This window comes from Streptomyces flaveolus (assembly GCF_044765825.1).
Lineage (GTDB): Bacteria > Actinomycetota > Actinomycetes > Streptomycetales > Streptomycetaceae > Streptomyces > Streptomyces flaveolus.
In genome coordinates this window covers 543,966-556,978 of the sequence record NZ_JBIWKU010000002.1, presented here as the reverse complement: position 1 = coordinate 556,978, position 13,013 = coordinate 543,966, and the positions used below count along the sequence as shown (strand labels likewise).

Here is a 13,013-nt window from a genome sequence, read left to right as displayed (position 1 = left end):
CACCCGTCGCCCCTCAGAGGGACTCGGCCAGGGTGAGTGTCCCGGTGCGCCCTCCCAGCGTGGCGGAGAAGTGGTCCGTGACCTGTTCCAGCGCTGCTGCTGCGGCCGGTGCGACGAGCGGTGAGCCGTGGTCGTCGGCGGCCACGTCCGTGTCGAGGGTGAACCAGCCGGGCACGATGTGGGAGGCGCCCATGGAACTGAGCACGGGGCGCAGCGCGTAGTCGATGGCCAGGACGTGGGCCCTGCTGCCGCCGGTGGCCAGCGGCAGCACGGTCTTTCCGGCCAGCGCGTACTGCGGCAACAGGTCGAGCAGCGACTTCAGCAGGCCGGAGTAGGCCGCCTTGTAGACGGGCGTGCCGATCACCACGCCGTCCGCCCGCGCGAACAGATCGGCGGCGCCGGTGATGGCCGGGTGGCGGAGGTCCGCCCCGAGCAGGGCCTGCGCGGGCAGGGTGCGCACGTCCAGCGTGGTCACCTCGTGCCCGTGCTGCCGGAGCCGTTCGTCCAGGTGACGCAGCAGACGCGTGGTGCGGGAGGTGGGGGAGGGGCTTCCGGAGACGGACAGGATGGTGGCCATGAAATGCCTTCCGGTATCGGGGTCCGGTCCTGCCGGGGGGCGGACCGATGAGGGTTCACCAAGCGCTGGACCGCACGGTGACCAACGGCTGGAGCTGGTTGCGGAGCGTTTCGAGGAAGGTGACGACCTCGGCGGCGACCGAGCGGTGCTGGAGGTCGTTGAGGACGTCGTGGTGGGCGCCGTGGACGACCGAGAGCCGCGCGCGGGGCAGGGACTTGGCGGCCCGCTCCAGTGCCTCGTGGTCGGCGAGGGGGTCGGCGTCGCCGGTCACGAGCAGGACGGGCACGTCGATCCCGCCGTCCTGGACGGCGTCCAGCAGGGCGTCCGGGACGGCTTCGCCGAGCGACCCGCGCCGCACCCGGGGGTCCTGGGTGAGCGTGCCGCGGTGGGTGGGGCAGGAGGTGCGGACGTCGAGTTCGTCGTCCCAGGTGCCGGCCGGCCCGGCGGCCCGGCCGGGGAGGCCGGCGAGGACCAGCGCGTCGGGCCGTGTCCCTTCGGGCAGTTCTCCCCGGGTGACGAGTGCGGCGACGGCGGCGGCTCCCGCGTCGGCGCCGACGAGGACGACGGGCCGGACGACGCCGTCCTCCGCCGCGGTGCCGTAGACGGCGTCGCCGATCCGCGAGGCGAGGTCGTCGGTGGCGGCGGGGTCGTCGGCGTCGAGGAGCGGCGGGTCGATCACCCGGACGCGATAGGCGTCCGCGGCCAGCCGCCCGCCGAAGCGGGCGTAGGTGTCCCGGGTCTCGCCGCGGCCGGGGACCACGACGACGGTGCCGCGGACGCGCAGGCCCTCGGGTGCGTGGTGGTCGCTGTAGTCGGTCATCTCGTACTCCTGCGGGTGCTGGACGTTCTGGGTGCGCGGGCCTCCGGCCCAGGGCGGGTGCCACCTCGGTCGCGACGAGCCCGACCCATCGGCGGTTCGTTCACGGCGTGGACCCTCAGCCGTTCACGAGCCGGCGCTCGCGGGTGTGGCGGTTGGCCGGAACCGGCAGTCCGAGGTTGCCGCGCAGGGTGTCGGAGGCGTACTCGGTGCGGAACAGGCCCCGCTTCTGCAGGATCGGGACGACGCCGTCGACGAAGAGGCTGAGCTCCTCCTCGGTGCGGAAAGCGAGGTTGATGCCGTCGAAGGTGCCGGCGTCGAACCACGTCTCGATGGTGTCGGCGACGGTCCACGGGTCCCCCACGAACGGAGACCTGCGGAACTCGTTGACCGATTCGGCTACCTGACGCAAAGTCAGGTTCTCGGCCCGGGCCCGCTCGATGAGCTTGGCCGCACCCGTGCGGCCGCCCTTCTCGGCGAGGTGGGCGACGTCGGGGAACGGCGCGTCCAGGTCGTGCACACTGAAGTCGTAGGCTCCGAACGAGCGGCCGAGCAGGGCGAGGTTGCGGTCGAAGTCGTTGTCCTCCTCGAAGATCTCCCGCTCGCGCCGCCGGGCCGCCTCGTCGGTGGCGGCGACGACCGGACCGCCGTGGATGAAGATCTTGATGTGGTCGGGGTCGCGGCCGTAGGCGGCGGTGCGCTTCTTGATGTCGGCGTAGTACTCCTGGGCCTGCTCCAGGGAGCCGCCGGGCGCGTAGATGCCCTCGGCCACCTGGGCGGCGAGGTCACGGCCCTCCTCGGAGACACCGGCCTGGAAGATCACCGGCTGGCCCTGGGGTGAGCGCGAGAGGTTCAGCGGTCCGGCCACCGTGAAGTGCTCGCCCGCGTGGTCGAGCGCGTGCAGCTTGTCCGGGTCGAGGAAGACGCCCCGCTCGACGTCGGCGGGGAACGCGTCGTCCTCGTAGGAGTCCCACAGGCCCCGGGCGACCTGGACGAACTCCAGGGCCCGGCTGTAGCGGGTGGTGTAGTCGAGGTGCTCGTCGAGGCCGAAGTTCCGGGCGGTACCGGTGTCGAAGCTGGTCACCACGTTCCAGCCGGCCCGCCCGCCGCTGATGTGATCCAGCGACGCGAACCGGCGGGCGAGGTTGAAGGGTGAGTTGTACGTCGAGCTGGCTGTGCCGACCAGACCGATGTGCCGGGTGTGGGTGGCGACGGCCGACAACAGGGTGAGCGGCTCGAGCCGGTTGAGGTAGTGCGCCGGGTAGGTGGCGTTGATGAACTGGCTGTCGACGATGAACAGGGCGTCGAACAGCGCGTGTTCGGCGGCCTGGGCCTGCCGGATGTAGTAGCCGATGTCGATGCTGGCGTTCTTCGCGACGCGCGGGTCCTTCCACAGGCCGTGCTGGCCCGGCCCGCCGACGCCGTAGGGGTGCAGGGCGAGATGGATGGTGCGGGGCATGGCTGTTCCTTGTCTGTCGGGGGTCGGTGCCGGGAGTCCGGCGTGAAGTGAGGGGGTCAGGCGTCCAGCAGGGCGCGTAGGGCGGCGCGTTCGGCCCGGTCGGCCGACGCGGTGTGCAGGGTGGGGGCGGAGCCGACGAGCAGCCGTGTGTAGGGGTGCCGCGGTGCGCCGATGACGTCACGGGCGGCACCGGCCTCGACCAGCTCGCCCCGGTACAGGACGGCGATGCGGTCGGCGATCCCGGCGACGGAACCGAGGTCGTGGGAGATGAAGACGAGGGCCACGCCGTCGGCCCGCAGTTCCTTGAGGATCTGGAGGATCTGCACCCGGTTCGCGGAGTCCAGGGCGCTGACGGGCTCGTCGAGAATGACCAGGCGAGGCTCGGTGACCAGGGCCCTGGCCACCGCGACGCGCTGACGCTGCCCGCCGGACAGCTCGCCGGGGAGCCGGCCGAGCAGTTCCTCGGAGAGGCGGACGCGGGGGAGGAAGGCCCGCGCCCGCGCCGCCGCCCGGTCACGGGGTACGCCCTGCAGGAGCAGGGGTTCGGTCAGGGACGCCTCGATGGTGAGGTCCGGGTCGAGACTGCGCAGCGGGTCCTGGAAGACGTACTGGACCAGGCCCCGGCGGCGCAGGGCGCGCCACTGGCGGGGGCCGTACGCGCTGACGTCCTCGCCGCCGACGACGACCGATCCGGCGGAGGGGCGCACGAGACCGAGCGCGGCCCGTGCGAGCGTGGACTTGCCCGAGCCGGTCTCGCCGATGACGCCGACGGTCTCGCCGGGCGCGATGTCGAGGGAGACCTGGTGCAGGGCGCGGCGGCGCCGGCGGCGCGGACCGTAGTGCACCTGGAGGTTCTCGAACCTCAGGACGGGCTCGGCGGGCTCGGCCGCCGGGTCGGTGCTCACGCGTCCTCCTCGGGGGTGAGGAACTTGTCCAGGCCGTACTGCTCGTGCTCGGCGATCAGGAGGCGGGTGTATGCGTGCCGCGGGTCGTGCAGGACCTGCCGGGTCGGTCCCTGCTCGACCACCTCGCCCTGCCGCAGGACGAGGACCTCGTCGCACAGCTGGGCGACGACGGCCAGGTCGTGGGAGACCACGACGAGGGCGAGCCCGCTCCGCTCGCGCAGGTCGGCCAGCAGGTCGAGGATCTCGGCCTGCACGGTGACGTCGAGGGCGGTGGTGGCCTCGTCGGCGATCAGGATCCGCGGGTCCGCGGCGATGGCCGCCGCGATGAGCACCCGCTGGAGCATGCCACCGGACAGTTCGTGGGTGTACTGGCCGTAGACCAGTTCCGGGTCCCGCAGGTGGACGGCGCGCAGCAGGTCGAGGGCCTGCCCGCGCGCCTCGCGTCGCTTGACCTTCTTCTTGACCCGGATGACCTCGGCGACCTGGGGGCCCACGCGGATCGAGGGGTTGAGGTAGGAGGCGGGGTCCTGGAAGACCGCGCTGATCGTGGTGCCGCGCAGGGCCGTCCACCGTTCGGGGCTGAGGTCCGCGATGTCGTGGCCGTCGATCTCGATGCGACCGCCGGTCACTGTGAACCGGTCGGGCAGGATGCCCAGCGCGGCGCGGCAGGTGAGGGTCTTGCCGCTGCCGGACTCGCCGACGATGCCGACGGCTCGGCCGGGGGCGAGCGAGAAGCTGATCCCGTGGACGATCTCCCGCCCTCCGTCCGGGTCGCCGATGCGCACGTCGCGCACCGACAGCACGGGCGAGGGAGAGCCGGAAGGGGCAGCGGGGTGTGCGGGCCGGGTCCGGAGCTTTTCTGACAGCGGGGTCATCGCGCACCTCCGGCGGGGGCGGGGTCGGCCTCGTCGAGGCGGTCGGTGAGGGGCTTGCGGCGGTCGACCAGCGCCCGGCCCGCTTCGCCGGAGACGTCGCGGACGGCGTCGGCGAGGAGGTTGCAGGCCCAGACGGTGATCATGATGAGCAAGGCGGGGGCGAGCGGGGCCCAGGGCCGGTGGCTGAGGTAGCCGAGGTCCGAGGCGAGCAGACCGCCCCAGGTGGGGGCGGGCGGCTGGACGCCGATGCCGAGGAAGGTCAGGCTCGACACGATGACGAAGCCGACGCCGATGGTCTGGGCGAGCGCCACCGCGACGGGCGGCAGCACCTTGACCCAGACGTGCCGGCGGACGACCCAGCCGACGGACGCGCCGGAGATGACGGCGGCCTCCACGTAGGGGGAGCGGGCCACCGACAGGGTGGCGGCGCGCGAGACCCGGTAGAACAACGGGGACACCAGTGCTCCGGTGACGAGCATCGCCTGGGTGATCCCGTTGCCGAGCAGGGCGATGACGGCGACGGCGAACAGCAGGAACGGCAGGGCGACGAGGGTGTCGGCCAGCCGGAGGGTGATCCACTCGAAGGTCCGGCCCAGATACACGGAGAGGATCCCGGGCACCGCACCGACCGCCAGCGCCGTCAGGGCGACCTCCAGGGAGCCGAGCACGCTGACCCGGGAGCCGTCCAGGAGCCTGCTCAGCACGTCCCGGCCGAGGTAGTCGGTGCCCAGCCAGTGGGCGCCGGAGGTGGCGGCGAGGGTGTTGCCGCTGGTGGCCAGCGGGTCCTGGGGGGCGAGGACCGGACCGAGGGCGGCCAGGAGGGCGACGACGGTCAGGACGGCCACGGCGATCCGGCCGGACGGCAGGGCGAGTACGCGACGCACCATGGTTCACACTCCCCGCTGGGATGCGGGCGTCACGCGCGCCAGCACCAGATTGACGACCAGGTTGAACGCGACGACCAGGACGATCGAGACCACCAGCACGCCCTGCACCGCGGGCACGTCGCCGGCCTGCGCGGAGTCGTTGGCGAACCGGCCGAACCCCTGGAGGCCGAAGATCCACTCGGTGACGACGGAGGCGCCGACGAGAGAGGGGAACTTCAGGCCGAGGGTCGCGAGGGCCGGCCCGAGACCGTTGCGCAGGACGTGGGTGAAGAAGATCCGGCGCGGGCTCAGCCCCCGTACCACCGCGCCCGTCACGTAGTTCTCGCGGTAGGCCGCGACGAGGCCGGAGCGCAGTTGGCGGGCGACGTCGGCGACGACGTCGAAGCTCAACGCCACGGCCGGCAGGGTGATGTGGGCCAGCCAGGGACCGAACCCCTGCTCCGCCGGCACATAGCCGGCGGAGGGGAACAGGTTCAGCCCCACGGCGAAGACGGAGACCAGCACGATGCCGACGACGAACGCCGGCATCACGGAGATCAGGGTGACGAAGCCGGTGACGGCCCGGTCGACCCAGGTGGTGCGGCGCAGCGCCGCGACCGTGCCCAGGGCGAAGCCGGCGACCACGCCGATGAGCAGCGCGAAGGCCGCCACCGACAGGCTGACGCCGAGGCCGAGCCCGATGAGGGTGGAGATGTCCGCGCCGTTGGTCCAGCTCGCTCCGAGCTGCCCGTGCAGGACGCCGTCGAACCAGTCGCCGTACTGCACCAGGAAGGGCCGGTCGAGGCCCCATTCGGACTCGACCCTCGCGATCGCCTCCGGTGTCGCTTCCTCGCCCAGCTGGATCCGCGCGGGGCTGAGCCCGCTGAGCGACCGCAACGCGAACGTCACGAACGTCGCGACCAGGAAGACGGGCACGAGGATGGCGATCGACCGGGCGAGGGTGACCAGGATGCGGCCCAGTGTGTGCCGCGTCCTGGCCGCGGCGGCCGTGCGACGGACGTCGGGGACGGCCTGAGCCTCCGTCGTCGTCATGGGGTGCCCCCTCTCAGTGGTGGACGGAAGGTCAGTTGCCGCCGATGGTCACGCCGGTCCAGTCGATGTGGGCCGGGTTCGCGGGCAGGCCGGACACGGACTTGCTCTTGGCGATGAGGTTGGGCTGGGAGTAGGTGAAGACCAGCGCCCTGCTCTCCAGGCCGGCCCGGGTCGCCGCCTGGAGGACCTTGGCGTAGTCGGGCGAGTCCAGCGGCGTCTCACGGACCTTGGCGATGGCCGCCTCGAAGCCGGCGGGCTGGTACGGCGAGCTGAGGTTGAGCGGTCCGTCGGGGCCGAAGTGCGCGGTGAGGGTCTGGGCCGCGGAGTCACGACCGGTCGTCCCGTAGAGCGAGAACGTCAGGTCCTTGGCGAAGAACGGGGTGGCCCAGTTCTTGTCGATCTTGATGTCGACGGTGATGCCGACCTTGGCGAGCTGCGACTGGACGATCTCCGCCTGCGGGTCCTCCGCCGGGATGACCAGGTCGAGTTCGATGTCACCGGGCTTGTGGCCCGCCTCGGCGAGGAGCTTCTTCGCCTTCGCCGGGTCGTAGGCGTAGGCGTTCTCCGACTGCGGGTCGTAGGCCACATACCCCTTGGGGAAGGGCTGGTTGGTCACCTCGCCGTAGCCGAAGGTCAGTTTGTCGACGAACTCCTGACGGTCGATCGCGTACCGGACGGCGTCGACGACCCTCTCGTCGTCGAACGGTGCCTTGTTGACGTTGAGACTGATGTTGGAGGCGTTGAAGCCGGGCTGGACGAAGACGTCGAGGCCGGCCTTCTTGGCGGCGTCCGCCTGGCTGGGGTCGATGTCGGCGAAGTTGTACACCCCGGTCTGCAGGCCGGACACCACGGTCGAGGCGTCGGGGGCCGAGGTGAGCTCGACGTTGTCGATGTGGATGTTCTTGGCGTCCCAGTAGTCCGGGTTCTTCTTCAGCACCGCCTTGGTGCCGGGCACGATCTGGGTGACGGTGAACGGGCCCGCGCCGACGGGGTGCTGGTCCAGCTCGGCGGGGGACCGGGCCGCCTTGGGGCTGGCTATCTGGAGGACGCGCTCACCGAGCAGTTGCGGGATCTGGTAGTCGACCTGGTTGAGGTGGATCACCGCGTCCAGCCCCCTGGCGTCGACCGACTCGATGGAGGTCAGGTCGCCGAAGAGCGCCGAGTTCTTCTGCTTCTTGGCGCGTTCGATCGCCGCCTTGACCGCGGCGGCGTCGACCGGCTCGCCGTCGCTGAACTTCAGGCCGGGGCGCAGATGGAAGGTGATCAGGTCGCCCTTGTCGTTGTACTCCCAGCTCTTCGCCAGGTCCGGGACGGCCTTGCCGGACTCGTCGGTGCGGGTCAACGAGGCGTAGACCAGCGCCAGTTCGCGGAACTGGGCGCCGCTTCCGCCGACCACCGGGTCCCAGTGCGCGGGGAAGTAGGAGGAGGTCCACTTCAGGGTGGCGCCGCCGCCCGCGGAGGCGGCGTCACCGCCGCAGGCGCTCAGGGCGGGGACGAGTACCGTCACGAGGGAGACCCCCAGGGCCGCGGCGCGGAGCCGGCCGGGTCGCAGGAGCGGTCTGTGGCGCGGGGGAGTGTGGCGTCCGGACATCTCGGTTCTTTCTTCGAGGGCTCCGCACCGTGACGGAGGGCCACGGGGCGGAGCACGGGGAGGGTTTCCCGCCGCAGGACGGGGCGGCGCACGGTCGGCGGGCACGCCGGAGCGGGGACGTGGCACGCAGAAGGGCCACGCTCACGGCGTGAGGCGTCGGTACGGCGGCGGGGGAGCCGGGAGGTGTGAGGAAGGCAGTGGCGAAGCGCGGGGGATCAGGCGCGACGGGTGACGGTCGCCGGACGGGTCAGCGGCGGGAGGCCGGTGCCGGCGGAAGCGGTCGGGCGCCTGGGAGCCGAGGTCGGCGGAGGATCAGCGACAGAGAGCGCTGCAGGTGCGCCGCAGGTCCACGTAGCGGCACACCACACCGGGGTGCGTCGTGTGCATGCTGCACATCCTGGGGGCAGCGAACGGCGGCTGTCAATGGACACCAATTGGTGTCTCATTCGGTGGAACGGTCACCTGACCGCTGATCAGAGGCCCTGTCGGGGCGGGGAGGGAGCGCCGAGGCCGACAGCCGGGTGCGTCGCGGCCTCTTCGGGATGCAGCCAGAGGGAGCCGTTGCCGGTTTCGATCCGGACGGCGCCCGCAGGCGGCCACGAACCCTGCGTCAGAAGCGTGCGCTCCGGGTCGGTCATGCTCCGGTACCGCTCGAGCGCCGTCGCCGCGTCCAGTCGCACCGGCTCCGACGGCAGTGACGGCCCGACCGCGCGCAGCGCCGAGGCGTACTCCTCGTAGGACCGCCAGCCGGGCACCGCGCGCATCCCCGCCGGTGAACGGAACAGCAGCGTCGGAAGCGCGTAGCGGTACCCGCCGTCCGCGGTCTCCTTGGCGGCCCCCGGGTGGGGCGACCCACCGGGCACGGACAGCACCTCGCGCACCGGGCGCCGCGCTTCGGCGTGGTCGGCGCGCACCCCTTCGCGTACGGCGGCCGACGCCGCGTCGGCCGCCAGCCGGCGCAGGTCCAGGCCCGGCAGGCCCCGCGCGGCGGACAGCGCGAGCGCGGGAGTGTCGGCGGGGTCGCCCAGGACGAAGACGGTCTCCCGCAGCCGCCGCAGCACCCGCTCGGCCGCGTCGCAGCCTTGCAGTTCGGCGGCCTTGGCCACCAGCGAGGACGGCCACGAACTCGCCGCCACCCGGCTGAGCCTGAGCGCCCTCGGTGCGTGGGTGCGACCGCTGATGTCCTCGACGTAGCGGGCGTACCACGCGGTCTCCGCGGCCGGGTCGGGCGCCGGGTCGTCGTCCTCGTCGAACAGGACGCAGAACACGCGGCGCCAGCGGACGCGGCCGGCCAGAGCGGCGCGCAGCCCGCGCAGCACGGGCTCGGCGGCCCAGGACCAGGGACACAACGGGTCGGTGTACTCCACCACTTCGACCCGCGCCCCGTCCGCCGCCACCGTCACGCCGCTCCCCTTCGGCCCAGCTCCCCGCCCGCCGCGTCGGGCACTAGCGCGCTGAGAGTGGTGCCGCCCAGGAGCGCGGCGGCGTCCGACTCGATCCGGCGCCACACCCCGGGCAGACCGGACGCGGGTCCGGGATAGTCGAGACCGGTCAGCGACTCGCCCCGCAGGGTGATCAGCTCGCCGTCCACGGCGTGTGCCACGTCGAGAAGAGTGATCTCCTCGGCGGGCCGGCCCAGCCAGTAGCCGCCCTCGCAGCCGCGCTGGCTGCGGACCAGGCCGGCCCGGCGCAGTTCGCCCACCACGGACTTCAGGAAGCGGAAGGGGATCTGCTGCGCGGAGGCGATGGCCTCACATGTCAGAGGGCGGTGGGGTTCGCGGGCGAGCTCCAGCAGAGCCCGCGTGGCGTAGTCCGCCTTCGCGGAGATATGCATGCCCACATGATGCCCGACAAGCCGCGCGCGGCGAGGGCGTCTGTGAGGTCCGCTCCTCCATTGCGGCAACATTGCCGCAGGTGAACCGCAATGGACACCTCTTGACATCCTTTTTCGGGCGGCCCTAGCGTCCTGACCCATGAGCGAGCCGTCGACGACCCCCGGCGAGGGGTTCCACCCGCACCTCCACCACACGGCCGGACAGCCGGCGGCGCCCCTGCGCACCCGTCTGCACCACGTCCGCGCCGACGCACTCGACGGCGACACCGCCCAGACCGGCGGCATGCGCCGCTTCGCCGCCGTCAGCGGCAGGACCGTGGGTTCCGAGAAACTGTGGATGGGCCAGACCCACGTCGCCCCCGCCACGTCCTCCTCCGATCACCACCACGGCGAGTCGGAGACCGCCATCTACATCGTCAGCGGTCACCCGGAGTTCGTCTTCCTCGACGACTCGGGCCCACAGCCGGAAGAGGTACGCCTGCGCACCTCCCCGGGCGACTACATCTTCGTTCCGCCGTTCGTCCCGCACCGCGAGGAGAACCCGGACCCCGCCGAGGAGGCCGTGGTCGTCATCGCCCGCAGCACCCAGGAGGCGATCGTGGTCAACCTGCCACACCTGTACGCCCTGGGGGCCGAAGGCTCCTGACGGCGAAGCCGCCGGGTGCCCGCGCGGGCACGTGCGAGGATCGCGGGATGAACGATCTGCGCCTTCGCCTCGCCGAGGAGAACGACCTCGCCACCCTGGTCCGGCTGCGCGACGACGCGGCCCGCCGGATGCCGGCCGAGGGCATCACCGGCCAGTGGCAGCCAGGCGAGTTGGGCCAGGACCACTTCCGCGGGGTCATGGCGGACGGAGAGGTCCGGCTCGCCGAGGCCGGCGGGCGGGTGGCCGGGGCGTGGGAGTTGTGGTGGCAGGACGAGGGCGCCTGGGGACCGCGGCCGCCGGTGGCCGGCCATGTGCACCGCCTGATGGAGGACTGCGCGAGCCCCCGGCCGGGAACGGGGCGGGCCCTGCTGCACGCCGCCGAAGCGGGGCGCGAGTTCGTGCGGCTCGACTGTCTGGCCGGCAACGCGCGGCTGAACGCCTACTGTCTGCGCGCCGGTTACCGGGTCGCCGGCCACAAGACCGGAAAACCGCAGCCGGGCGGTGCGCCGAAGTCGTTCACCCTCCTGGAGAAGGTGTGCGGTCCGGCCGGTACCGATGACAGGGTTCAGTCATGAACCCAGACGGAGGCACGGCTTATCGGAGGGCGCGCGGGCGCGTCCGGCAGGGCACCTGACAGGACAGGTGCCCTGAACCCCGCGTCTTCTCCCGAGCGGCCGACTCCAGCGGCGAGCCGCAGGGCCGGGCGTTCCTGGACGCGCCGACCGCCGCGACCGACGAATCCGACCGCACCTCGGTCGGCGCCGGTCACCGGCGCGTTCAGCATACGAGACCGCCCTCTGACGTCTCAGGCGTCCGCGATCCAACTGCCGTGGAAGCCCAGGGGCACGCGGCCGGGCAGGTGGACGCGGGCCAGCGGGTGGCCACCGAAGTCCTGCGCCGAAAGGATGATCAGGTCGGTCGCGCCGCGCTCGGGGTCGTTCACGTACGACAGGACGTAGCCGTCGTCCTCGTCCCGCGCGCCGCCCCGGGGAACGAACACCGGCTCGCTCACCGCCGCGTCCCCGGGGAAGCGGTGGAGCTGCCTGCTGCCCCGCAGCATGTCGTGCTTCACCAGGTAGTTGGTGAACTTCTCGTCCGGCCACGTCCCGTCGACGGCCTCGTACGCGCGCCACATCTCGGCCGTGCTCGCGGTGTAGGCGTAGCGGTGGCGGCGCGAGACCAGGGATTCGTTGATGCGGGGGAACTCCTGCGGACGGTCGTCCAGCCGGCTGCTGTGCACCCGGCCCGCGCGCAGGTCGATCACCCAGCGGTCGAGTGTGGGGGCACCGGTCGCGGAGGGTCCGCCCATGCCTCGTCCGGCGGCGTGGAACGGGGCGGGGAACGCGGTGTACTCCACCACGACGGTGTCGCCCTGGTCATAGGCGTTGAGGGTGTGCGAGTAGTAGACCGGGTCGATGTCGAACCAGCGCGTGGTACCGCCGGCGCGCGGCAGCAGCCCGACGCGCATGGGGTGCCTGTCGTTCCACACGTACGGCACCACCGCGCCCGCCTCCGCGGCGGCACCGTCGAAAGTGATCGGTACGTCCGCGATCACCACGTACTTCTCGGTGAGCGCGAAGTCGTGCATCATCGGCGCGTCCGCGACGGGGATCCGGGTGGCCCGCGCCACCCGGCCCGTCCGGTCGATCATGATGTGCCGCACATGGTCCCAGGTGGGGTAGTACGCGATCGCGTGCAACTCGTCGGCCGAGGCGTCGTACTTGGTGTGCGCGGTGAAGGCGCCCTTGAGCGTGGAACGGAAGTCGTACGGGCGGACGGTGTCGAGCTCGCCGTCCAGTTCGTACGGCAGCGGCCCGCCTTCCTGCATCGCCAGGATGCGGCCCTTGTACGGGATCACGTGCGTGTTGCAGGCGAAGTCGTCCGGCGGTGCCTGACCCGAACCGGTCTCTCCCAGCTTGGCCCTCACCTGTGAGGAGCGCACCCAGCGGTTGCGGTACCACTCCGCCCGTCCGCCGCGCAGCCGGACCCCGTGCACCATGCCGTCGCCGAGCATCCAGTGGTGGGCCCGGACGTCCTCGATGCCCAGCGCGTTCGGGCCGTTGCGCAGGTAGCGGCCGTCCAGGTCGTGCGGGATGCGGCCGGTCACCTTGAGATCGAAGGCGGTCAACTCCTCGGTGACCGGTGCGAAGGCCCCCGTCAGGAACGGGCGGGCCCCGCCCGCGCCGCCCTTCCCGACCGGAGGGCCCGTCTGTGCCGCGGCCGCGACGAATCCGGGCCCGAGGCCGCTCCCGACCACACTGCCCGCCGCCGCGGCCGCGGCGCCCCCGAGAATCCTCCGCCGTGTATGACTGGCCATCATGCTTCCCCGTTCCGCTGTCGGCGCCCGGCTCTCGCGCCGGCCGCCTGGTGACGAGGACAACTCTCCTCCG

The 13,013-nt window shown here is 72.2% G+C and carries 13 protein-coding genes; 2 read left to right on the top strand and 11 right to left on the bottom strand.

Annotation, left to right across the window (positions count from 1 at the left end):
- Nucleotides 1-13: 13 nt before the first annotated feature.
- The 10 genes from ssuE to ACIRG6_RS07800 form a co-directional block, all read right to left on the bottom strand.
- Nucleotides 14-577, bottom strand: coding sequence for an NADPH-dependent FMN reductase (gene ssuE / locus ACIRG6_RS07845; RefSeq protein ID WP_350716295.1), 564 nt, complete (start codon nucleotides 575-577; stop codon nucleotides 14-16).
- A 55-nt stretch (nucleotides 578-632) separates the two neighbouring features.
- On the bottom strand, nucleotides 633-1,397 hold the full coding sequence (locus tag ACIRG6_RS07840; protein ID WP_403321496.1) for an alpha/beta hydrolase: 765 nt from the start codon (nucleotides 1,395-1,397) through the stop codon (nucleotides 633-635).
- A gap of 115 nt (nucleotides 1,398-1,512) precedes the next feature.
- Nucleotides 1,513-2,853, bottom strand: coding sequence for an LLM class flavin-dependent oxidoreductase (locus ACIRG6_RS07835; RefSeq protein ID WP_350716290.1), 1,341 nt, complete (start codon nucleotides 2,851-2,853; stop codon nucleotides 1,513-1,515).
- Between the two features lie 56 nt (nucleotides 2,854-2,909).
- Complete coding sequence (locus tag ACIRG6_RS07830; protein WP_392145238.1) at nucleotides 2,910-3,758, bottom strand: ABC transporter ATP-binding protein; 849 nt, start codon at nucleotides 3,756-3,758, stop codon at nucleotides 2,910-2,912.
- Entirely contained in the window at nucleotides 3,755-4,633 is an 879-nt protein-coding gene (locus ACIRG6_RS07825) for an ABC transporter ATP-binding protein (protein WP_403321493.1), read from the bottom strand. The genes ACIRG6_RS07830 and ACIRG6_RS07825 overlap by 4 nt, the downstream gene beginning before the upstream one ends.
- Complete coding sequence (locus tag ACIRG6_RS07820; protein WP_364678121.1) at nucleotides 4,630-5,520, bottom strand: ABC transporter permease; 891 nt, start codon at nucleotides 5,518-5,520, stop codon at nucleotides 4,630-4,632. Before ACIRG6_RS07820 ends, ACIRG6_RS07825 begins: the two co-directional genes overlap by 4 nt.
- A 3-nt stretch (nucleotides 5,521-5,523) precedes the next feature.
- Nucleotides 5,524-6,552 (bottom strand): ABC transporter permease, encoded by a 1,029-nt coding sequence (locus ACIRG6_RS07815; protein WP_381687834.1) that lies wholly within the window; start codon nucleotides 6,550-6,552, stop codon nucleotides 5,524-5,526.
- Between the two features lie 31 nt (nucleotides 6,553-6,583).
- Nucleotides 6,584-8,143, bottom strand: a complete 1,560-nt coding sequence (locus ACIRG6_RS07810) for an ABC transporter substrate-binding protein (protein ID WP_364678115.1) — start codon at nucleotides 8,141-8,143, stop codon at nucleotides 6,584-6,586.
- A 473-nt stretch (nucleotides 8,144-8,616) separates the two neighbouring features.
- Nucleotides 8,617-9,546 carry a DsbA family oxidoreductase gene (locus ACIRG6_RS07805; protein WP_364678112.1) on the bottom strand — a complete coding sequence of 310 codons (930 nt, stop codon included), beginning with the start codon at nucleotides 9,544-9,546 and terminating at the stop codon, nucleotides 8,617-8,619.
- A complete protein-coding gene (locus tag ACIRG6_RS07800; RefSeq protein WP_365021722.1) occupies nucleotides 9,543-9,977 on the bottom strand; it encodes an RrF2 family transcriptional regulator in 435 nt (144 codons plus the stop codon). Before ACIRG6_RS07800 ends, ACIRG6_RS07805 begins: the two co-directional genes overlap by 4 nt.
- 139 nt (nucleotides 9,978-10,116) lie before the next feature.
- On the opposite strand from ACIRG6_RS07800, the gene ACIRG6_RS07795 reads away from it, so the two are divergent.
- Both ACIRG6_RS07795 and ACIRG6_RS07790 read left to right on the top strand, forming a co-directional pair.
- Nucleotides 10,117-10,623, top strand: a complete 507-nt coding sequence (locus ACIRG6_RS07795) for a cupin domain-containing protein (protein WP_364678110.1) — start codon at nucleotides 10,117-10,119, stop codon at nucleotides 10,621-10,623.
- Between the two features lie 47 nt (nucleotides 10,624-10,670).
- On the top strand, nucleotides 10,671-11,198 hold the full coding sequence (locus tag ACIRG6_RS07790) for a GNAT family N-acetyltransferase (protein WP_403321490.1): 528 nt from the start codon (nucleotides 10,671-10,673) through the stop codon (nucleotides 11,196-11,198).
- A 230-nt stretch (nucleotides 11,199-11,428) separates the two neighbouring features.
- On the opposite strand, the gene ACIRG6_RS07785 is transcribed toward ACIRG6_RS07790, so the two are convergent.
- Nucleotides 11,429-12,940 (bottom strand): carotenoid oxygenase family protein, encoded by a 1,512-nt coding sequence (locus ACIRG6_RS07785; RefSeq protein ID WP_403321826.1) that lies wholly within the window; start codon nucleotides 12,938-12,940, stop codon nucleotides 11,429-11,431.
- Nucleotides 12,941-13,013 lie beyond the last annotated feature (73 nt).

What these genes read in the sequence shown, in the direction of transcription:
- ACIRG6_RS07785 (WP_403321826.1), bottom strand. Translation starts at nt 12,940, where the DNA reads ATGGCCAGTCATACACGGCGGAGGATTCTCGGGGGCGCCGCGGCCGCG.
- ACIRG6_RS07835 (WP_350716290.1), bottom strand. Translation starts at nt 2,853, where the DNA reads ATGCCCCGCACCATCCATCTCGCCCTGCACCCCTACGGCGTCGGCGGG.
- ACIRG6_RS07795 (WP_364678110.1), top strand. Translation starts at nt 10,117, where the DNA reads ATGAGCGAGCCGTCGACGACCCCCGGCGAGGGGTTCCACCCGCACCTC.
- ACIRG6_RS07810 (WP_364678115.1), bottom strand. Translation starts at nt 8,143, where the DNA reads ATGTCCGGACGCCACACTCCCCCGCGCCACAGACCGCTCCTGCGACCC.
- ACIRG6_RS07840 (WP_403321496.1), bottom strand. Translation starts at nt 1,397, where the DNA reads ATGACCGACTACAGCGACCACCACGCACCCGAGGGCCTGCGCGTCCGC.
- ssuE (WP_350716295.1), bottom strand. Translation starts at nt 577, where the DNA reads ATGGCCACCATCCTGTCCGTCTCCGGAAGCCCCTCCCCCACCTCCCGC.
- ACIRG6_RS07825 (WP_403321493.1), bottom strand. Translation starts at nt 4,633, where the DNA reads ATGACCCCGCTGTCAGAAAAGCTCCGGACCCGGCCCGCACACCCCGCT.
- ACIRG6_RS07815 (WP_381687834.1), bottom strand. Translation starts at nt 6,552, where the DNA reads ATGACGACGACGGAGGCTCAGGCCGTCCCCGACGTCCGTCGCACGGCC.
- ACIRG6_RS07820 (WP_364678121.1), bottom strand. Translation starts at nt 5,520, where the DNA reads ATGGTGCGTCGCGTACTCGCCCTGCCGTCCGGCCGGATCGCCGTGGCC.
- ACIRG6_RS07790 (WP_403321490.1), top strand. Translation starts at nt 10,671, where the DNA reads ATGAACGATCTGCGCCTTCGCCTCGCCGAGGAGAACGACCTCGCCACC.
- ACIRG6_RS07800 (WP_365021722.1), bottom strand. Translation starts at nt 9,977, where the DNA reads ATGCATATCTCCGCGAAGGCGGACTACGCCACGCGGGCTCTGCTGGAG.